The organism is Ewingella sp. C233, assembly GCF_055407225.1.
The window spans coordinates 1,467,786-1,487,661 of sequence record NZ_JBUZRI010000001.1 but is presented as its reverse complement, the minus strand read 5'-3'; the positions used below and the strand labels follow the sequence as shown (position 1 = coordinate 1,487,661).

Annotated in this window: 18 protein-coding genes; 3 read left to right on the top strand and 15 right to left on the bottom strand. The window is 57.6% G+C overall.

The genetic code is table 11. From position 1 onward, the window contains the following. Nucleotides 1-9 precede the first annotated feature (9 nt). On the bottom strand, nucleotides 10-1,479 hold the full coding sequence (dacB, locus tag ACZRKO_RS06695) for a D-alanyl-D-alanine carboxypeptidase/D-alanyl-D-alanine endopeptidase (RefSeq protein WP_463736439.1): 1,470 nt from the start codon (nucleotides 1,477-1,479) through the stop codon (nucleotides 10-12). Then, complete coding sequence (locus ACZRKO_RS06690; RefSeq protein WP_463736438.1) at nucleotides 1,476-2,399, bottom strand: LysR substrate-binding domain-containing protein; 924 nt, start codon at nucleotides 2,397-2,399, stop codon at nucleotides 1,476-1,478. The genes dacB and ACZRKO_RS06690 overlap by 4 nt, the downstream gene beginning before the upstream one ends. A 150-nt stretch (nucleotides 2,400-2,549) precedes the next feature. Here ACZRKO_RS06690 and ACZRKO_RS06685 point away from each other — a divergent pair, with 150 nt between their 5' ends. Both ACZRKO_RS06685 and ACZRKO_RS06680 read left to right on the top strand, forming a co-directional pair. Then, entirely contained in the window at nucleotides 2,550-3,395 is an 846-nt protein-coding gene (locus tag ACZRKO_RS06685) for an SDR family NAD(P)-dependent oxidoreductase (protein ID WP_463736437.1), read from the top strand. A 1-nt stretch (nucleotide 3,396) separates the two neighbouring features. After that, nucleotides 3,397-4,305: an SMP-30/gluconolactonase/LRE family protein gene (locus ACZRKO_RS06680; RefSeq protein WP_463736436.1), complete on the top strand. Its 909-nt coding sequence runs from the start codon at nucleotides 3,397-3,399 to the stop codon at nucleotides 4,303-4,305. On the opposite strand, the gene ACZRKO_RS06675 is transcribed toward ACZRKO_RS06680, so the two are convergent. After that, on the bottom strand, nucleotides 4,289-5,524 hold the full coding sequence (locus tag ACZRKO_RS06675; RefSeq protein ID WP_463736435.1) for an amidohydrolase family protein: 1,236 nt from the start codon (nucleotides 5,522-5,524) through the stop codon (nucleotides 4,289-4,291). The genes ACZRKO_RS06680 and ACZRKO_RS06675 overlap by 17 nt on opposite strands. Nucleotides 5,525-5,709: 185 nt before the next feature. Here ACZRKO_RS06675 and ACZRKO_RS06670 point away from each other — a divergent pair, with 185 nt between their 5' ends. Continuing rightward, nucleotides 5,710-6,111 carry a nuclear transport factor 2 family protein gene (locus ACZRKO_RS06670; protein ID WP_463736434.1) on the top strand — a complete coding sequence of 134 codons (402 nt, stop codon included), beginning with the start codon at nucleotides 5,710-5,712 and terminating at the stop codon, nucleotides 6,109-6,111. 44 nt (nucleotides 6,112-6,155) lie between these two features. Here the strand turns inward: ACZRKO_RS06670 and ACZRKO_RS06665 are convergent, their stop codons facing one another. The 12 genes from ACZRKO_RS06665 to ACZRKO_RS06610 all read right to left on the bottom strand — a co-directional run bounded on the left by ACZRKO_RS06665 (nucleotide 6,156) and on the right by ACZRKO_RS06610 (nucleotide 19,819). Next, nucleotides 6,156-7,640, bottom strand: coding sequence for a chlorohydrolase family protein (locus tag ACZRKO_RS06665; RefSeq protein WP_463736433.1), 1,485 nt, complete (start codon nucleotides 7,638-7,640; stop codon nucleotides 6,156-6,158). Further along, a complete protein-coding gene (locus ACZRKO_RS06660; protein WP_463736432.1) occupies nucleotides 7,640-8,830 on the bottom strand; it encodes an amidohydrolase family protein in 1,191 nt (396 codons plus the stop codon). The genes ACZRKO_RS06665 and ACZRKO_RS06660 overlap by 1 nt, the downstream gene beginning before the upstream one ends. After that, the gene (locus ACZRKO_RS06655) at nucleotides 8,827-9,924 is read right to left on the bottom strand and encodes an ABC transporter ATP-binding protein (protein ID WP_463736431.1); all 1,098 of its coding nucleotides are present in this window, start codon (nucleotides 9,922-9,924) and stop codon (nucleotides 8,827-8,829) included. The genes ACZRKO_RS06660 and ACZRKO_RS06655 overlap by 4 nt, the downstream gene beginning before the upstream one ends. A 10-nt stretch (nucleotides 9,925-9,934) precedes the next feature. Beyond that, entirely contained in the window at nucleotides 9,935-10,921 is a 987-nt protein-coding gene (locus ACZRKO_RS06650; RefSeq protein WP_463736430.1) for an ABC transporter ATP-binding protein, read from the bottom strand. A 9-nt stretch (nucleotides 10,922-10,930) separates the two neighbouring features. After that, a complete protein-coding gene (locus tag ACZRKO_RS06645) occupies nucleotides 10,931-11,896 on the bottom strand; it encodes an ABC transporter permease (protein ID WP_463736429.1) in 966 nt (321 codons plus the stop codon). Between the two features lie 11 nt (nucleotides 11,897-11,907). Then, the gene (locus tag ACZRKO_RS06640) at nucleotides 11,908-12,873 is read right to left on the bottom strand and encodes an ABC transporter permease (protein ID WP_463736428.1); all 966 of its coding nucleotides are present in this window, start codon (nucleotides 12,871-12,873) and stop codon (nucleotides 11,908-11,910) included. Nucleotides 12,874-12,899: 26 nt separating this feature from the next. Beyond that, nucleotides 12,900-14,468 carry an ABC transporter substrate-binding protein gene (locus ACZRKO_RS06635; protein WP_463736427.1) on the bottom strand — a complete coding sequence of 523 codons (1,569 nt, stop codon included), beginning with the start codon at nucleotides 14,466-14,468 and terminating at the stop codon, nucleotides 12,900-12,902. Nucleotides 14,469-14,678: 210 nt separating this feature from the next. Continuing rightward, a complete protein-coding gene (locus ACZRKO_RS06630; protein ID WP_463736426.1) occupies nucleotides 14,679-15,767 on the bottom strand; it encodes an ABC transporter ATP-binding protein in 1,089 nt (362 codons plus the stop codon). Continuing rightward, on the bottom strand, nucleotides 15,768-16,736 hold the full coding sequence (locus ACZRKO_RS06625; protein WP_463736425.1) for a carbohydrate kinase family protein: 969 nt from the start codon (nucleotides 16,734-16,736) through the stop codon (nucleotides 15,768-15,770). Between the two features lie 27 nt (nucleotides 16,737-16,763). Beyond that, entirely contained in the window at nucleotides 16,764-17,603 is an 840-nt protein-coding gene (locus ACZRKO_RS06620) for a carbohydrate ABC transporter permease (RefSeq protein WP_463736424.1), read from the bottom strand. Then, nucleotides 17,600-18,502, bottom strand: a complete 903-nt coding sequence (locus ACZRKO_RS06615) for a carbohydrate ABC transporter permease (protein ID WP_463736423.1) — start codon at nucleotides 18,500-18,502, stop codon at nucleotides 17,600-17,602. Before ACZRKO_RS06615 ends, ACZRKO_RS06620 begins: the two co-directional genes overlap by 4 nt. Nucleotides 18,503-18,571: 69 nt before the next feature. Further along, nucleotides 18,572-19,819: an extracellular solute-binding protein gene (locus ACZRKO_RS06610; protein ID WP_463736422.1), complete on the bottom strand. Its 1,248-nt coding sequence runs from the start codon at nucleotides 19,817-19,819 to the stop codon at nucleotides 18,572-18,574. Between the last annotated feature and the right edge of the window lie 57 nt (nucleotides 19,820-19,876).

The window sequence follows — 19,876 nt, the reverse complement described above, 5'->3', positions numbered from 1 at the left end:
GCACGACGTTTAACGACACACCACGCTGGCGTCGCAGGAGGCCAGCGTGACCACCATCTTATCTTCCAGCGCTTTAATCTGTGCGCCGGGAACCAGATAATTATTACTGATCATCGAAAACACCAGCGGCCTTCCGGTCGCCGAATCCACATAGCCACTGATCGAAGACACACCCGTCAGTGAACCGGTTTTAGCGTAGGTGCGCCCGGCGGCTGGCGTATTGATCATGCGGTTACGCAGCGTGCCGCCTACCATCAGTCCGGGTTCACCGGCGACCGGCAGCGCATTATGCCAGGCGTTAAACCACGGCTGTTGGCGGGCGACGAACAACACCGACGCAAGCTGTTCTGGCGTCACCTGATTCATGCGCGACAGCCCGGAGCCGTCAACCTGCCGCAGGGTGTCAGTATTAATGCCTTGTTGGCGCAAATACTGATGCAGAGTTTGCAGTCCTGATCCCCAGTCCCCTTTTCCCAGCGCCTGACGACCCATGGCTTTTGTCAGGATTTCGCCATAGCTGTTGTTTGACAGCTTGAGGAACGTGACGGCCAGTTGGGAAAGCGGGGGGGAGGTTTTGCTGGCAAGTACGGTGGCGCTGACTGGTGCCGTGGCTTTGGCAATCCCCCCGCGCAGCGTGATCCCATGCTGTTTCAGGGCGGCGGACAGCAGCAAACCGACCGTCTGCGTGGGGTCATCCACAGTGACCTGACGTGACCAGGTTTCGCTTTGTGCGGCAATCGTTCCACTCACCACAATCTGATTACTGCCCGCGCGCCGGTTGACGCTTAATGCCGTCGCGTCGCCCGTAGTCGTGTTATTGACGAGCGTGACGCCGGTCGTTGCGGGATAAACAGCGATCACTGCGGGTGAGGCATTGCTGGCACCGGGGTGCACATCCACGCGCACGACGTTGATATCTCCCTCAGGGCCAAAGGTGTAATTCAGCGCAGAAATGGGTGCGGCGAACGCGAAAAGTTCATCGTCCCAGCTCCAGCCCTGACCAAAAGGCACGCTGTCGAAGGCGCTGTCATCTAACAGCAGCCGCCCGTGAATGTGCCGGATACCCTGTTGTGCCAGCTGCGCGGCAAAGGCGTCCAGATCGGCGGATTGCAGGGTCGGGTCGCCGCTGCCCTGCAAATAAATATCACCCTGTAGTCTGTCGCCGTGCTGGCGGCCAGAGGTGAGCAGACGGGTTTCAAAGCGATAATCCGGCCCCAAAACGCCGAAAGCGGCGACCGATGTCAGCAGTTTCATGTTCGAGGCGGGCACCATGCGCAGGTCGCTGTGCATCTGATACAGCACCTTACCGCTGTTGGCGTCACGCACGATAAGCCCGGTTGACGCCCCCGCTAACGCCGGAGCAGAACCGAGGGGAGCCAGTGCCTGACTCAGCGTCTGGCCGTGATGCTGGCCGGTGCTGGAGGTCGCACATCCCGCCAGCGTCAGGATTGCGGGCAGCAGCCATCCTGCTGTTTTCATGATCTGAAATCCTTATTGTTGGTTAAAACACATGCACTGTTAAGCAGCGCCAGGAAATTTGACAGCAGCGGTGACGCAGTTCCGGCTCGCTGTAACATCAAAAGCTCAACACAGGGTGAGCTGCTGTCTGTCCGTAAAGGCAAAAATCGCACGCTGTCGCTGAAGGTCTGTCCCGCCAGTGATTCCGGCACCAGTGCCACGCCAAAACCGCAGGACACTAACGCAATCAGCGTACTGAGCTGCGCCGCTTCCTGCACAATTTTGGGGTAAAACCCTGCCTGAATGCAAAGCCCGATCAACTGATGGTAATACCCGTCGCCGAGGCGTTCCGGCGTGAAAACAAAATCCTCCTGCGCTAACTGCACCAACTCGAGGGTTTTCTCTGCCGCCAGCCGGTGCTGCGCAGGCAGGGCCACCCGAATTTCTTCGGTTAAAAACAGCGCTGAGGTGATCTCCTGCGGCATCAGCGCTGGTTTTCTCACAAACGCCAGATCGGTCTCACCCCGTTGTAACGCCTGAATTTGCAGGGCAGACGGCATCTCTTTAATCACCAGTTCCACCTGCGGGTAACCTTGTCTGAACCGCCGCAGCGGCTCCAGCAAGGTCGGGTAGGCCGCCAGCGAAACCGAACTGATGGTCAGTTTTCCTGCCTTTCCCCCGGCAATATTTCGTGCCTGACTGATCCCCTCGTTCAGCGCCTGCAGCATCGCACCGGCAGTTTGCACGAAAGAATCCCCGGCAGGGGTCAGCAGCACGCCGCCCCGGTCGCGGATAAACAGCGTCAGACCGAGCTTCTCCTCCAGCTGGCGGATAGCCACGCTCAGCGGCGGCTGAGACATATGCAGCCGCCGCGCCGCCCGATGGAAATTCAGCTCTTCGGCCACCACCAGAAACTGCTTTAGTACGCGGGTTTCAATCATTCCCATTTTTCTCTCTGAGTTGGCATTAATACATTATGCGCGGGGTAAGCGAGGTTACTGATATTAATTTTATATCAGTCAGGCGGTTGAACGGTATTCAACATCGCGGCGGCAGAGGGGTAACCTTGGGTTTTTACAGCGAGGTGATGGATGAATTTCACAAACAAAATTGCGGTGATCACCGGTGCGGGCCGGGGGCTGGGTCTGGCTTACGCGACCGAACTGGCAAGGCGCGGCGCAAAAGTGATACTGGCGGATGCCGGAACCGATAACCGCGGCACAGGCAGTGATGCCACCGTAGTACAGAATGCCGTGGCAGCACTGGTGCGGCAGGGTTTTGAGGCGGTTGCCCATCATGGTGACTCTTCGAATGAAGCCGACTGCCGGGAACTGATTGAGCAGACGGTCGGCCGATTTGGCGGCCTCGATATTCTGATCCATAACGCCGGTTGGGTCGGTTACCAGCCGGTTGAGGAGACAGACCTGACCTTTGTCGATCGCGCACTGGGCATCAATTTATACGCGCCATTATGGCTGTGCAAACACGCCTGGCCGCATCTTAAAAAATCCGGCAACCCGCGTATTGTCCTGACTACCTCCGACCGCGCCATGTTTACTGAGTACGCGCAGTCGGGTTTATGCGCCTACGCAGCCGGAAAGATGGCGCAGCTTGGCATCATGAATGCGCTGGCGATGGAAGGGAGACCGGAGGGCATTCTGGTTAACGCCATTTCGCCGGTGGCGAAAACCCGCATGTGGGGCGTCAGCGGCAAACCGGAAAACCTGACGACCGAATCGGTGGTGCCGGGCGTGATCTTTCTGGCATCAGAAGCCTGTCAGGAGAGTGGCGTGATCCTGCGCGCCAGCAACGGGCAGTTTACCGCCTGCCGCTTTAGCGAAAACCCCGGCGTCAATTACCCGCACGATCTGGCCCGCATCAGCGCCACAACGCCCGAAAGTGTCCGCGACCAGTGGCTGACCATCAGGGAGTATTAAGATGAAACCCATCCACCGTCCTTGTCATTTTTCACCGGCTCAGGCTTGTCTGGGCGAAAGCCCGGTATGGGACGCGCTGACCAGCACGCTGTTTTACATCGATATTACGGCAGGGGAGATCCTTGCTCTTCAGGGCAGCCAGCCGCCCAGGCGGGTCTACCGCTGCGGACAGCGGGTCGGCGCGCTGGCGATGACGTCAGACGGTAACCTGATCTTTACCGAAGACCGGCAGGTGGTGCTGTTTGACCTGCGTCTTGAAAAAGTCACGGCGCGCAGCGCGCAGGCCGGCATGCCCTCCTCGTTCAGGTATAACGACGGGGGCTGTGATCCGCAGGGGCGCTTTATCACCGGCCTGATGGATGAAGCGCATTCGCCTGGCTCCGGCAGTCTGCACGGGTACGGCGCGGATCTGCAAAAAACCGGTCTGCTGAGCGGCATGGGGTTGCCCAACGGCATTGCCTGGTCGGCCAGCGGCGACACCGTTTATTACGTCGATTCGGTGGCACGGGCAATTTATCAGGCGGACTGGCGTGCCCTCGACGCCACGCTGCACAATGCCCGGCTGCTGGTGCAAACCCCCGCCGAACTTGGCAGACCCGACGGTATTGCTGCCGATATTGCGGGCAATATCTGGGTGTGTCAGTTCAACGGCGGCTGCCTGCTGCATTATTCTGCCGAAGGTCACCTGCTGCAAAAAGTCGATATGCCGGTGCCACGGCCCACCAGTTGCTGTTTTGGCGCAGAAGGGCTGGCGACGCTGTTTATCACCAGCGCCAGATTCGGCATGACACCGGACGAGCTGCGTCGCTTTCCGCTGGCCGGGGACATTTTCAGCCTGCCGGTGGCGGAGCCGGGGCTTGTGCCGCACCGATTTCATCAGTCGCGGACGGTTCTCAATGTTGTCCGTTGAGCAGCCGCGCCGCCGGGCGCTCAAACGTCTGTATCCCCGCTTTAAAACCCATCACCGGTGGACTTATCTGTGCAATGACCGCCGACGCCGACGGGGCATCGAAGACCACAAAATCGGCATGACAGCCGGGCGTTAAGCCGTAGTCTTTCAGGCGCAGCATTTTGGCAGACTCCGTTGAAATCCACGCCAGACAGCGTAATAACTCCGCGCCGGTCGCCAGCTGTGACACGTTGGCGAACAGATTGGCCTGCCGCACCAGCGAAGCATCGCCATAGGGGGTAAATGGGTTGCCAATATTATTGCTGGAGATCGAGCAGGTGACGCCGCAGGCATCGAGCGCGGCCAGCGGGGCCAGCCCGCGCGGTTTTAGGTGAAAGTGTTCGCGGCCCGTAAGAAAGAGATCGGTAGAAGGCAGCGACGTCACCTGAACACCCGCCTGCGCCAGCGCATGCCCAAGCGTGTGAATATGTGCGGCTGGCAGGGCTGACAGCTTGGTCACATGCCCGACGGTAACGCGACCCGCGCGCTGAAATCGCCTCGTACAATCGATGACCGTTTCTAACTGCATACCCTGCGGGTTGAGGTCAAAATCCAGATGAAAATCCAGACAGCAATCATAACGGCACGCCAGTTCGAACAGCCGTTCTATCTGCCCTGCGGGGTCGCTGTCCGTGTAAGGACAGCCGCCCAGCAGATCCGCCCCTTGTTCCAGGGCCTGACATAACAACGCTTCAGTCCCCGGATTATTCAGCATTCCCTCCTGCGGAAAAACACAAATCTCCAGCGTTACGGCGGCGGCGAAATCAGCCTGTAAACGGCGGATGGCGCGAAAGCCAGTCAGGCCGATCTGCGGGTCAATCTCGACGTGGGTACGCATATGTGTGGTGCCCTGAATAATGGCGTGACGCAGCACCTGCGCGCCGCGCTGGTATACATCCTCTTCAGTGAACTCCTGCTTGGCTAAACGGGTCTGTTCAACGGCTTCGCTCAACGTGCCAGCCTTCAGCGTGCAGCGGGACATAATGCAGGCTTTATCCAGATGGATGTGGGTTTCAATCAGGCCGGGGAGCACCAGTTTACCCTGCAAGTCGAGGGTTTGATGATCCTGATGTCCGGGCTGCTCTACAAACCGGCCATCTTCAATCCACAACGTCACATTTTCCCGATCGGGCAGGCGGGCATTCAGGATACGCCAACCGGTGCTTAACGATTTGTTCATTTATTCCTCTCCACTTGCTAGCATTAGCATGATTATTGCTAGCAATATGAGTGCCACTGTTAACGTGGCGACATTGCGCAGGTAAACTATGATCCGTAACGACAGACGCACTGGCAGCGGGCATTGATTGCACCAATAGCACACGAGCTGCCATTTCAGCGCACCCATAAAGGAGAGGAAATAAGATGAAAAAACAGAATGATGCCGTGGAGATTGTTAGCAATTTCCTTGCCGCCTCTATGGCGCCGGACCCAGTAAAAGCCGCCACCTATATGGCACCCGATGTGGTGATCACCTTCACGGGAAAGCGGGCCATGCCGGATGCACACCACATCACCGCGTTTAACGGCGCGCGTTATGCTTGGGTGAAAAAGTCTATCGGCCAGTATGACTGGATGGAAAAAGGGGACCACACGGTAGTGTATTCAAATGGCACGCTGTATGGCGAATGGCCAGACGGCCGGGCGTTTGCCGGTAACCGTTATGTTGACCGCTATGAGATCCGCGACGGTAAAATCACCCGCATGGATGTCTGGAACGACAGCGCCGAATGGATATTAGTACCGGAAATTTCCCAACAGGGCTAAAAACGGCGGGCAACGGGTTCAGCCTGCTGAACCCGTCTTTTCACTCAGCGATATCGTTTCATCACTTCAAATGACGGCCTGAAAATTTCTTCCACCTTCGGATGGCGGAAGCTGCGTTCAGGGTAGGTTTGCATCAGTTCACCAAATTGCTGCCGGGCCTGCCGGTGAAGCTGGTCGAGATCAATCTGGCGCTTCACCAGTTGCCTGTCCCACAACACCTTTTCTCCGGCCACAATCACATGACTGATATCGCGGCCATTGCCGTTGATGACCATCGCGGTGATCGGGTCAAACCCCTGACCGGTGGCCGGCTGGCTGAAGTCATAGAAAATAATATCGGCCTGCGCGCCTGCACATAACCGCCCCAGATCGGGTCGTCCGAGGGCATCTGCGCCGCCAATCGTCGCCATGCGGTAATAATCAGCGGCACTGGCTGCCGCGACATTGCCGCAAACAACGCGGCTGAGCACGGTCCCCAGATGCATATTCGTGACCATATCAGGCGGGAAAGTGTCGGTGCCGAGCGCAATATTCACCCTGGCCTGACGCAGCGCGCCATATTGCTCCATATATTTGGCATGGCGGCCTGAGACCAGCGGGCAGGCAACCAGCGACGCACCGGAAGAGGCCAGCCGTGCAATATCCTGCCCGATGCTCTGTGCCGTGGGATGTTTACCGCCCAGAAACTGGCCGTGTGGCAGCAGCATGTGATGATGCAGCAGGCCGACATCCTCAAGCACCTGTAATGAGCTGCGTCCGCTAAAACGGGCCGCCACTTCATTCACTTCCAGTTCACTTTGGCAGCAGTGCAGGCGAGTCGGGCATTGCAGGTGATCCACGGCCTGACTCAGTGCGCGAAGTAAACCCTCCGTGCAGCCTTCAATGCGGTCCGGCGTCAGCGCGGCGTTCAGTAACGGATTGCCGCGCGCGCGGAGTTCCTGCGCAAAGATCACCGCGTCATCCAGCCCCTGTAAGCCGCGTTTTTCATCGAAACGCGCCCCGATAGTGCCGTTAGCTTCCACCACATTGTGGCCCGACATAAAAGCCGGGCCGAGCCACATCCGTACGCCGAGAGACTCCGCCACATCTGCCGCGTGACGGTATTCGTCGAGATCTTCAGCCCATTCGCGGTAGAGGATCGAGGTGATCGGCAGGGCGCTGGTAATGCCGTTAAGCAGCAGATGGGTATAGGCGTAGAGCTTGTTAAAATCGAGCTGTTCGCGGCTGAGCAAATCCCGGCGCGGCCAGTCAGCGGCGACCACGCGGCCTTTCTGCCAGCCGGGCTGATTGTCAAAACCCAGCACGGTGGTGTCGAGATCACCGAGCGCATCGAGATCCACAAAACCGGGGCCGACCAGCGCGTCCGGCGCCGTGATCTCTTCATCGACCGGGCCGTGATAATCATGGCCGACATACACCACGCGGTCGCCCTGATACACCAGTTCACCGCGTTCAAATAAGCGGTGATCGCCTTCGGCGTAACCCACCACCCAGCCCGCGCGAATGCGGGTTATCTTAGGGGCGGCCATCAGAACAGTGACTCCCCGGCATCCACAATCACTTGACCGTGTTTGATCACCGTATGTTTTGCGTTGAGCGTGACGATGGCCTCTGCAATCACGCGAGCGTCCGTCAGTACCAGATCGGCGTTGCAGCCTACATCAATGCCGTAGTCAGCCAGCTTCATTACCCGCGCACCGCCGAAGGTCACGGCGTCCAGCGCATGAAGCATTTCGCTGTCTTTGCGCCAGCGGTAACGCAGGCCGACAGCCATTGCGCGATATAACATGTCGCCGTTGCCGTACGGGCTCCAGGTGTCGCGGATCCCGTCGTTGCCTGCGCAAATATCCACGCCTGCGGCGCGCAGCAGCAGATAGGGCGGTACGGCGACATCCACCGGAGCGGTGGTGGCGATGGAAATATTCAGTTCGCCTAGCTGTTCGGCGAAAATCTGCTGTTGCTCCGGCTCAACCATGCCGAGACAAAAGGCGTGGCTGATGGTCACTTTTCCGGCCAGCCCGAATTCGCGGGTTTTGGCAATAATGCGCTCAACACTGAAAGCCCCCATTTCGCCGCGTTCGTGCAGATGAATATCCACCCCTTTGCCGTACTCGGCCGCCAGCCGGAAGATGATATTCAGGTGAGCAATCGGGTCTTTCTCATACGAACAAGGATCCAGACCACCAATCAGATCCGCGCCCATTTTCAGCGCCTGCTCAAGGTGTGTTTCGGTGCCGGGACTTTGCAAAATCCCGCTCTGCGGAAATGCCACGGTTTCAATGCCGACCAGATGTTTGAGTTTCTCTTTGGTGGCGAGCACCCCTTCGACGTGGCGCACGCCGATTTCGTTATCCACATCAATATGCGTGCGGATAAACGACGTACCTCGGTTAACGCAGTGGCGCACCACACGCTCTGACTGCAACTGTGCGTCGAATGCATTTTCGCGGCGAAACGCGCGTTCATTGGCGACGATCGCTGCCAGATTGCGGGGAACATCGTTCTCGTACCACGCGTCGCGGCCCCATAAACTTTTATCGATGTGCGCGTGACCGTCGATCAACCCCGGTAGCAGCAGCTGATTTTTTCCGTCGAGGATCTGTTCGGCCTGAACCGCCAGATCAGGACCGATGCGGCTGATTTTGCCGTTTTCGATCAACACATCGACGACACATTGCGGGGCGGTATACAGGCGCACTTTCTTGATTAACAAACTCATTGATCTTCTCCCTGATGGATTGCGGTCGGAACCTGCAAATGCGGGTGCGCAACGGCGGCCGGATGATGGCATTCAATATGGTGTTGGGCGGATAACCGGCTGACCGGTGGCGCTTCAAGACGGCAGATTTCACTCGCCAGCGGGCAGCGGGGGTGAAATACGCATCCGGCAGGGGGCGAAAGCGGGCTCGGGACATCACCGCTGATTGGCTGGCGTTCACCTTGCTGTGCGCCAATTTTGGGAATGGCGTCAATCAGCATGCGGGTATAAGGGTGACCGGGATGGCGGAAAATCTCCTCCACGGGGCCAAGCTCGACAATTCGCCCGAGGTACATCACGCCGACGCGGTCGGAGAAATGCGCCACCACCGACATATTGTGGCTGATGAAAAAATAGGTCAGGCCGAGGGTATCCTGCAAATCGCTCATCAGGTTCAGCACCTGCGCCTGCACGGAAACGTCGAGCGCCGAGGTAGGCTCATCGCAAATCAGGAAATCGGGTTGGGTGACCAGGGCGCGGGCAATAGAAATCCGCTGACGCTGACCGCCGGAGAATTCGTGCGGGAAGCGGAACATATCGGCCTCGCCTAGCCCCACCTGACGCAGTGCGGCGGCCACCTGCGGGCGGGCCTGACGTATATTGCCGACACGGTTTTGCAGCAGCAGCGGTTCGGCGATGATGCGCTCAATGCGCCAGCGCGGGTTCAAACTGGCGTACGGGTCCTGAAAAATCATCTGAATGCCGCGCCCGGAGGCGGTGCTGTCGCCGGTCAGCGGCCGCCCGGCATGGTGAATGGTGCCTTGGCTGGGCGCATACAGCCCGGCGAGCGCGCGGGCCACGGTGGATTTTCCGCAGCCGGACTCGCCGACCAGACTGAACGTTTCGCCCTGATAAACCGTAAAGCTGATACCGCGCACCGCCTGTAACACCGCTTTTTTCTGCCTTTTAAACAGACCTGACAACCCCGACGACGCGACGTCGAAACGGATATGCAGACCCTGAACGTCCATCAGCGCGTGGCGGCTGGCGGGCGCAACCGGCGCTGGCAACGCGTCGGTCTCAACGTCAGGCTCACGCTGTTTCACAGTATTCATTATCCGTTCCTCACAAATTCAAACAGGCAACGCGGGATAACCCGCTCACATCCAGCGCGGGTTGCTGCGTGCTGCATCGGGCGGTGCGCTGAACGCAGCGCGGATGAAAAGCACAACCATCAGGCAACTGATTGAGACGCGGCATCGCGCCATCAATTTGCGCCAGCCGCGGGCGGCGTTCGGTCAGGCTGGGAATGGAAGCCATCAGCCCGCGGGTGTAAGGGTGCTGCGGCTGCCTGACGACCTCCTGCACCGGGCCGATTTCAATCAAACGACCGGCATACATCACGGCCACGCGGTCGCAGACCTCGGCGATCACGCCCATATCATGGGTAATTAACATGACGGCGGCGTGGTGCTGTTTGCACAGCCGTTTGAGCAGGCTCAGCACCTGCGCCTGTACCGAGACGTCCAGCGCGGTGGTCGGTTCGTCAGCAATGATCAGCTCCGGTTCAACACATAGCGCCAGCGCGATGATAATGCGCTGACGCATGCCGCCGGAAAACTGATGCGGATATTGATCCAGACGCTGTTCGGCACTGCTGATCCCGACTTCCGTCATCAGTGCCAGCGCCCGCTGTCGCCCCTGTTGGGCATTGAGCGGCAGGTGCGTGCGGAGGGTTTCAATCAGTTGCTCGCCGATGGTCAATACCGGATTCAGGCTGGTCAGCGGGTCCTGGAAAATACAGCTGATTTTGCGCCCGCGCAGCAGACGCCGGTCGGCCTCATCAAGATTATCGATGCGGCTGCCGTTGAAGAAAATCTGCCCGGCGCTGATGCGTCCCGGTGCTTCCAGCAGGCCGGAAATCGCCGAGCCGGTCAGCGATTTTCCCGCGCCGGATTCACCGACCACGCCAAGAATTTCGCCGGGCGCCAGTGAAAACGACACGTCATGAATGGCTTTGAGCGCGCCTTTGCGGTGCATAAACTCCACGCTCAGCCCTTCAACGCTGAGCAGCGGCGGGGCGGACGGTTCGGGGGAAGTGTCCTGATGCATATCGGCCTCCTAGCGTAACTTAGGGTTGAGCACATCGCGCAGCCAGTCGCCGAGGATGTTGAATGAAAGTGACAGCGTCACCAAAACCAGAGCCGGAAACAACACCACCCACCACTGGCCGGAGAACAGATACTGATTGCCCTCGTTGATCAGCGTGCCGAGCGAAGGCTGGTCCGGTGGCATCCCGACGCCAAGAAACGACAGCGTGGCCTCGGTCAGGATCGCCAGCCCCAGATGCAGGGTTGCCAGCACAGAAATCGGGCTGAGCACGTTGGGCAGAATATGCCGGAACATAATGTGCAGATTCCGCCCGCCGCTGATTCTCGACGCCAGAACATACTCTTTATTTTTCTCCAGAATGGTCAGGCTGCGGATGGTGCGGGCGTACTGCATCCAGCCGGTCAGGGTGATCGACAGCACAATGATCGGCATCGCCATCATCGCCTGGCTGTCTTTGGGCAAGAGTCCGCGCGCCACGCCGCTTAACAGCAGGGAGAACATAATGGTCGGGATGCTCAGCATGGCATCGGCAAAGCGCATGATCAGCGTATCCACCAGTCCGCCAAGATAGCCGCTGAGCACGCCCAGCAGGGTACCCAGCACCAGTGACAACGTCACGCTAATCAGCCCGACAATCAGCGAGATGTTCAGGCCATAGAGCATCAGCGACAGCAGATCCCGTCCCTGAACGTCACTGCCGAGCAAAAAGCGCGCTTCGCCACCGGTCATCCATGACGGCGGCAGTTCGGAGTCCATCAGGTCAAAGCTTGAGGCATCGAAAATGGCGTAGGGCGCCGTCCAGTGGCTGAACAGCCCGGCGACCAGCAGTACCACGGTCCAGACGAACGCCAGTACGGTGATTTTTGACTGCCAGAAGCGGTAGATAAAATCACTGTCCAGAAATGTCGTCAGCCGTTGTCTGGTCCGTTGCCAGAGGGACGGCGCCTGAATCTGCGGATTAGAAAATTCACTCATCGTTAAGCCTCTCAGGATGTCTTCATGCGCGGGTCGATCAGGTAATAGAGCAGGTCTACGCTGGTATTGATGACGATGAATATCAGAGAGATAAACACCAGATAGGCGGAGATCACCGGGATATCGACGTAGTTAATTGCCTGAATGAACAGCAGGCCCATGCCCGGCCACTGAAAGACCGTTTCCGTCACAATGGCAAAGGCAATCAGCCCGCCGATTTGCAGGCCGACAATGGTCACGACCGGCAGCAACGCATTGCGCAGCGCGTGGCGAAAATAGAGGCTGCGGGTACGCAGGCCGCGGGCTTTGGCGAATTTGATGTAATCGGTACGCATCACTTCAAGCATCTCGGATCGCACCAGCCGCATGATCAGCGTGATCATAAACAACGACAGGGATAACGCGGGCAATACGATGGAACGCCAGCCGCTGAGGCTGAGCAGGCCGGTGCTCCAGTAGCCGAGATGCGTGGTTACACCGCGACCGCTGGAGGGAAACCACCCCAGCCACACCGAAAATACGATAATCAGCAGGATCCCCATCAGGAAACTGGGCAGTGAAACGCCAAGCAGCGAGAGAAACTGCACCAGACTAAGTAGGAAACGGTTCTTGCTGATGGCCGACCACACGCCGAGCGGAAAGCCAACCAGCAGTGAAATCACCACCGCTACGGCGACCAACTCCAGCGTGGCGGGCAGACGTTCAAGGATCAGGTGGAACACGTCCACCTGGTTGTAATACGAGATGCCAAAATCGCCGTGGCACATTCGCACCACAAAACGCCAGAACTGCATCAGCATCGGATCGGTCAGCCCGAGTTTACCGCGCAGCGCCTCGCGTTCCGCCTGAGTGGCGCTTTCGGGCAGCATGTTATTCACCGGATCCCCGAGGTACTGGAACATAGTGAAAGAGATAAACGCCACCGCCAGCATCAGAAATACCCCCTGCACCAGCCGTTTAATCAGGTAACTCAACATAGTTTTTCCCCGCTAAAAGGTGGCGATTAAGGACTGACTTTGGCGTACCACAGGCGCACTACGTTATCCGGGCTCTGTTTCACCGACAGTTTTTTACCCGCAACCCAGACCACAGGTTCAAAGTGCATTGGCATATAGGGCAAGTCGGCCTGCGCCAAATTGATCTCATCACGCAGCAGGCTGACGCGTTTGGTGTCGTCCAGTTCGGGGATCGACTGCTCAATCAGGCTGTCGACTTTCGGGTTGGAGTAACGGGGAACGTTAAACATGCCGAACCCGCTGTTGTCATTGGTATGCAGGAGCTGCACCGAAATGCTGTACGCATCCATGATCGGCAGATTGGCCCAGCCGAGCACGGCGATATCGGTTTTGCCATTGTCCGTTATCTGGTTATACACACTGTTGGTGTGCATGGTCAGCGTGGCTTTCACGCCAATTTTTGCCCAGTAACTTTGCACCGCCTGACACCACTGGGGTGCGTTCATGTAAGAGCCTTCCACGCAGTCGAATGCCAGTTTGAAACCGTCGCCGTAACCGGCTTCGGTCAGCAGGGCTTTGGCCTTAGCGGGGTCGAATTTCAGATCAATGGCGTGGCTGGCGTCATAACCGGGAATGGCCGGCGCCAGATAGGTATTGGCGACCGTCGTCATACCGCGCATGATTTTCTGCACAATGGCTTCACGGTTGACCGCCATCATCAGCGCCTGACGCACACGCTGATCTTTCAGCGGATTTTTGCCGTTGACGTTACCGGCATTGAGGGTGTCGCGCAGGTTGAAAGTCAGGAAATCCACGCGCAGCGACGGGCTGACCAGCGTCTGAATGTTGTCGTCTTTGCGCAGGCGGTCGATGTCCTGCAACGGCACGCTGGTCACCAGATCATATTCGTTAGCCAGAATGCCGGAGAGGCGGGTGGCGTCGGAGGTGATCGGCTTGAAGATGATTTCGTCGATATTGGTTTGCGAATGGGCGGCATTCCACCATGTCGGGTTTTTCTTCAACACCATCTGGGCTTCACGCTGACGGCTGACCAGCATAAACGGGCCGGTACCGTTGGTGTTATTCGTGGCGTAGCCTTCAGTGCCCTGACTCATGCTGGTCGGTTTGAGCGCGTTATGCTGTTCCATCCACTTTTTGTCCATCATCATCACGCCGCTCAGTTCATTGAGGGCGATGCCGCTTTTCTGCTTGAGATGGATATCCACGGTGTATTTATCGATGGCAACGGCATCTTTAATGGTGGATGCGTTGGCACGAATACCGGAATCCGGATCCGTCACGCGCGCAATCGACGCGACGACGTCGGCGGAATCAAAATCATCCCCGTTCTGGAACTTCACCCCCTGGCGAAGATAAAAGCGCAGCGTGGTGTCGTTGGTGTATTCCCAGCGCAGGGCCAGCGTCGGCTGTAATTTGAGGTTGTTATCACGCTGCAACAGCCCCTCGTAAATATGGTTCTGGAAGGTCAGGGCGGTGGTGGAGGCAAAAGCATAAGGATCCAGCGTGGGGATGTCGGCAGCGACCGCCCAGCGAACAATATTTTCAGCATGAACAGACATGCAGGTCAGTAAAAGCGGTAACACAAACTTTTTCATCGAAGCATCCTTTAACGGCACAGGTTATTTAAAAGTAGTCACTAGCCTCATTGCTAGCAATTTAATTAAGCAACCATCGTGCCAGAAACGTGAGCTACGTTTATGTCGCGAATTTACAGGGGAATAAAAAGGTAACGCCAGCCGGAGCTGACGTTGTTGTGCACCCTTTCTGACCAGGTGCTATACGGTGGTGCACATTGCTAGCAATAATTAGTCGCTGTTCAGCCTTACGCCGGTTTTGGCATCAAAAAGATGGATATTGGCGCTGTTGGCCTCCAGCCATACCGGCTGGTCAGTGCTGACGCTGGCGCGACCGGCACACTGGACGTGCATCGGGAAACCGTTCCAGGTGACGTGCAGCAGGCTGCTTTCGCCGGTGACTTCCAGCAGACGCAGTTCTGCGGCAGGCTGAAGACTGTGTTCCACAATTTTGACGTCATGCGGCCGCAAACCCACCGTCACCGGCTGGCCCTCTGAATGGCGCGCCTGAGCCCACCATTTTTCCGGCAGCGCGAACCACAACTGGCCGCAGCCCACGCCCGGTGTACCGTTAAAGGTGAGGAAAACCCCGGCCAGTAAATTCATCGGCGGCGAACCGATAAACCGCGCCACAAAGGTGTTAACCGGCTTGTCGTAAATCGACAGCGGTGAACCCTGCTGCACGATATAACCGTCTTTCATCACCACAATATTGTCGGCCAGCGTCATGGCTTCGACCTGATCGTGCGTCACATACACCGTGGTGGTGCGAAACTGCTGGTGCACCGATTTAATCTCAGCGCGCAGTTCCATACGCAACTGCGCATCAAGGTTCGACAGCGGTTCGTCGAACAGAAACACCTTCGGGTTACGCACCAGCGCACGGCCCATCGCCACGCGCTGACGCTGCCCGCCGGAGAGATCTTTCGGCAGGCGCTGGAGCAGATGGTCAATGCCCAGCACTTTTGCCGCCTGTAAGACTTTGGTCTGCTGCTCGGCTTTCGGCACTTTTTTGACCTGCATATGGAAGGCCATATTCTCGGCCACCGTCAGGTGCGGGTAGAGCGCGTAGGACTGAAACACCATCGCAATATCACGATCGGCCGGATCAAAATTATTGATCTGCACTTTATCGAGCAAGATATCGCCGTCAGACAGTGACTCCAGGCCAGCCAGCAACCGCAGCAGGGTGGATTTACCGCAGCCAGACGGCCCGACCAGCACCGTAAAACTGCCGTCTTTAATGGTCAGATCCAGCGGTTTCAGCACCTGCTGTTTGCCATAATTTTTGGCGACTTTGACTAATTCAACCAATGCCATTTACTGTTTCTCCACCGAAAGCGTTTGTGTCGTAAGGGAAAGCAAATCCTGCCAGTCCGGATAACGGCGCGGATGGCTGCTGATGGCGCTGCCCGCCACGTGCACACCCCACTGCAATGCCTGCTGATGGTCTAACCCGTACACCAGCGCCGACAGAAAACCGGCGTTGAAACTGTCACCGGCACCGATGGTATCCACCACGGTCACGGCGTCAGCGGTTTGATGCGATACTCCCTGAGCGGACCAAAGCCGCGCGCCATCCGGCCCGCACTTCGCCACCACAAACGCGCCCGGCGCCATATGGGCCAGCAAATGCGTGGCACTGTCATCCAGCGTTTTGCCGTTAGCCATGCCAAGGGTTTCAACCTCATTTAACAGCAGTGCATCGCAGTAGCCGAGCCACGGCTCAATTTGATGACGCAGTGCATCGCTCCAGTCCTGCGGCGGCCAGCCGCTGTCCACCGCGACCTGATAGCCGCGCTGTTTCAGCGCCGCCAGCAGTTGGGCATATTGCTGGAACAGACGGGTACACAGGAAGGTGCCGCACAGCAGCACCCAGTCCCCGGTTGCCGCCTGTAAAGGCAGTTGCAGCATCACGTCGTCCAGATTGAGCCGGACGATGTTGCCCTGATTGCTGAAAAAAGTGCGTTCGTGGTCCGGATGCGTCACGCCAAAGGTCAGCGAGGTTTCGCAGTTGGCGGTCGGCCAGTGCGACGCGCTTTCCGGGAACAGGCTGGCCAGCCAGCCGGTGAACTGATCGTTACCCTGATTCGCCACCAGACGATGAGGCGTACCCAGCGCTGCCAGCGCTAGCGCGCAGTTACCGGCGGAACCACCGGGGCGCAGCGAACTGCTTTCGAGCATCGCTTCGGTGCCTTTTTTGGGCCACTGATGCAGCGTGCTCATGATCAGGTCGACGTTCAGATTGCCTACCACGTACAGCGTGGACTCTGTTTCTGGTTTATTCATTTCGAAGGATTCCCATAATGCTGGCGCTTAGCCTTTGCTGCCGCCGCTGGTTAAACCGCTGACCAGCGTCTTTTGCAACCATAAGGCAATAAACAGGGGCGGAATGGCCGCCAGAATACCGACGGCGGCAATAAGGCCGTCATCGGTCGCGCGCCCGGCGGTGAATCCGGCAATGGTCACCGGTAACGTCTGGGCATCAATATTGTTGGTAAACAGCAACGCATAAAAGAATTCATCCCACGCCAGCAGCCAGCCAAACATCGCCGACGCACCGAGCGCCGGTTTTGCCAGCGGCAACGTGATGCGCAGCAACACCTGCCAGAAACGCAGCCCGTCGAGGCGCGCGGCCTGTTCGATATCTATCGGCAGGGCGTCAAACTGGTTTTTCAGCATCCAGGTCAGGAACGGCAGAATCATCGAGCAATAGACCAGCACCAGCCCGAGATGGGTATTGAGCAGGGTGAGTTTTTGCAAGATGAAGTACAGCGGCAGCACGAAGGCCACCGGCGGCACCATATAAATCGCCAGACTGCCGAACAGCCAGCCGTTGCGGCCCGGATAGCGGGAAAAACTGTAGGCCGCCGGGATCGCCAGCAGCAGCGAGATCATCGTCGCACCGCAGGCAACCAGCAGGCTGTTACCCAGCGCATGAAGAAACAGCGCGCCGGGCTGCCCGGCCTGTAAGGTCAGCAGACTGGCGTAACGGCTGAAATCCCAGTGACGCGGCAGCCATTCCAGCGGAATGCGGGTCAGGTCTTCCGCCGAGCTGACGCTCATCAGGAACATCCACAGTAGCGGCCCGAGAATAGACACCGCCAGTAAAAAGGCGAACACATAACGCAGAATCAGACGGATTTTAGATTTCATTCCACGCTCCCTGAACGGCGCTGACGCAGTAACATCAGCAGGTAAATCAAAATCAGCACGGCACAAATCAGGGTCATCAGAATGGCGTAAGCCGCACCGCTGCCCGCGCGCAAATAGCTGAAAGACTCCTGATACACAAAGAAGCTGACGGTTTTGGTACTGTCGAGCGGCCCTCCGCGGGTCATGACATAGATAATGTCGAAGACTTTAAAGGCATCGATGGTCCGCAGCACCAGCGCGACGGCCAGCGGTGCGGCAATCGCCGGGAAGGTGATTTTGCAAAAACGCCGCCATGGTGAAGCGCCGTCGAGACGGGCGGCTTCAAACAAATCCTCAGGGATCGTCTGCAATGCGGCCAGTGTCAGCAGGGTGATCAGCGGATAGTTTTTCCAGATATCCGCAAACATCACCGCATTGAGCGCCGACGACGTATCGCCCAGCCAGCTGCGGTAACTGTCGAGCACGCCAATTTGCGTGAGCAGGGCGTTGATGCTGCCGTAATCCGGATTAAAGTTCAGCCGCCACATGGTGGCGTTAACGATGGTGGGCAGCGCCCAGGGTAAAATCACCAGCACGCGCAGGGCGCTGCGGCCCCAGAACTGCTGGTTGAGCAGCAGAGCGACCAGCACGCCGATAATGCCCTCGAAAATCACTGACACCAGCGTGAAGTAGAGCGTGCGCCATAACGCGGCGCGAAAATCCGGATCGGTCAGCGCATAAATAAAGTTATCGCTGCCTACCCAGTTTGGCGCCGTGCCGTCACCGATAAGGCCAGCGTCGGTAAAACTGAGCCACAGGGTGCGGGCCAGAGGCCAGGCGGTCAGCAGAAACATCATTAAAAGCATGGGAGCAAGGAGCACCCAGGCTTGTCGTCTCTCTCGTTGGGGTAAAGTCAACATGTGCAATTTCCGTGGTGTTGGTACGCCCCTCCTACCGAAATAATCGGGGCGTTGTGTTGGCTTTAAGAATTAACGCAGGCGATCGGCGGCTTCTGTGGCCGTGGTCATGCCGTCTTTCGCGGTGACTTTGCCTTGCAGTACGCCCTGAATATTCTGTTGCAGGATGTTCGACAGACGCGAGTAATCCGGCGTGACCGGGCGAGACAGCATCACGTTGAGCGAGGTTTTGGCCGCGGCGATCAGGGCTTCCTGATCTTTCTGTACTGCCGGGTCATCATAGGAAGACTTCCAGATTGGCAGGCTCAGCTTGGCGTATTTGTCCTGAACCGGCTGAGAGGTCATATAGGTGATGTATTCCCAGGCCTGATCCGGATGGGTACTGGCTTTGGCGATACCGAGCCCCATCGAACCGTTGACACCAGACGCCTGACCGGCTACGGAACCCGGTGCAGGCACCACGCCGACCTGACCGGCCACTTTGCTCTGTTTCGGGTCGTTCGCCATGTTGTACATATACGTCCAGTTCAGGGCGAAGGCCGCATCACCGTTGGAGAAGGACTTACGCACGTCCTCTTCTAAGTACTCACGCGAGTTCGGGTTGGTCAGCCCTTTATCCAGCGTTTCTTTCATGAAATCGAGGGCTTTCATTGCACCGGAATTGGTGAAGTTCAGCTTACCGTCCTGATAGAAACTGCCTTTGAACGCCGATACCAGCGTGGTGTAGTCGCACAGCAGGGCTTCAGACTGCGACCAGCTCCAGACCAGCGGGAACTTAACGATGCCTTTCTCTTTCAAAATCTCAGACTGCTTCTCGACGTCAGCCCAGGTCGCAGGCGGGGTAGTGATCCCGGCTTTCGCCAGCATGGCTTTGTTGTAATACAGATATTTGGTATCGAGGATCCACGGCATACCCCAGCGTTTATCTTTGTAAGTCACGGTGGAGATCGCGCCGTCGAAGATTTTTTTGCTTTCATCGGCGGTGATACGTGAGGTGACGTCCTGCAACAGGCCATATTTGTTAAATTCTGCCGGCCAGATGGCGTCAAACAGCACGATGTCATAACCGTTGGCACCGGCACCGCGCGCGGCAACGATTTTATCGTGCAGCGCTTCGTAAGGGACAAACTCCAGATTCACTTTGATATCAGGATGCTGCTTGGTGAACTCCGCCGTCATCGCGCGGATATCCGCCTCGCTGTAGGCTGCCTGAGTCATAAACAGTGCGCTGAGGGTAGTCTCTGCCGCATTCGCGCCATAACTAAAGGCCAGCGCCGAGAGGGCGCAGAGGGTAGCGGCAGGGGTTAATCGCATGGTCATGTATTCGTCTCCGGTCGTTAGGATAATTAAATCAATTTGATTGCTTTAATCGGCGGT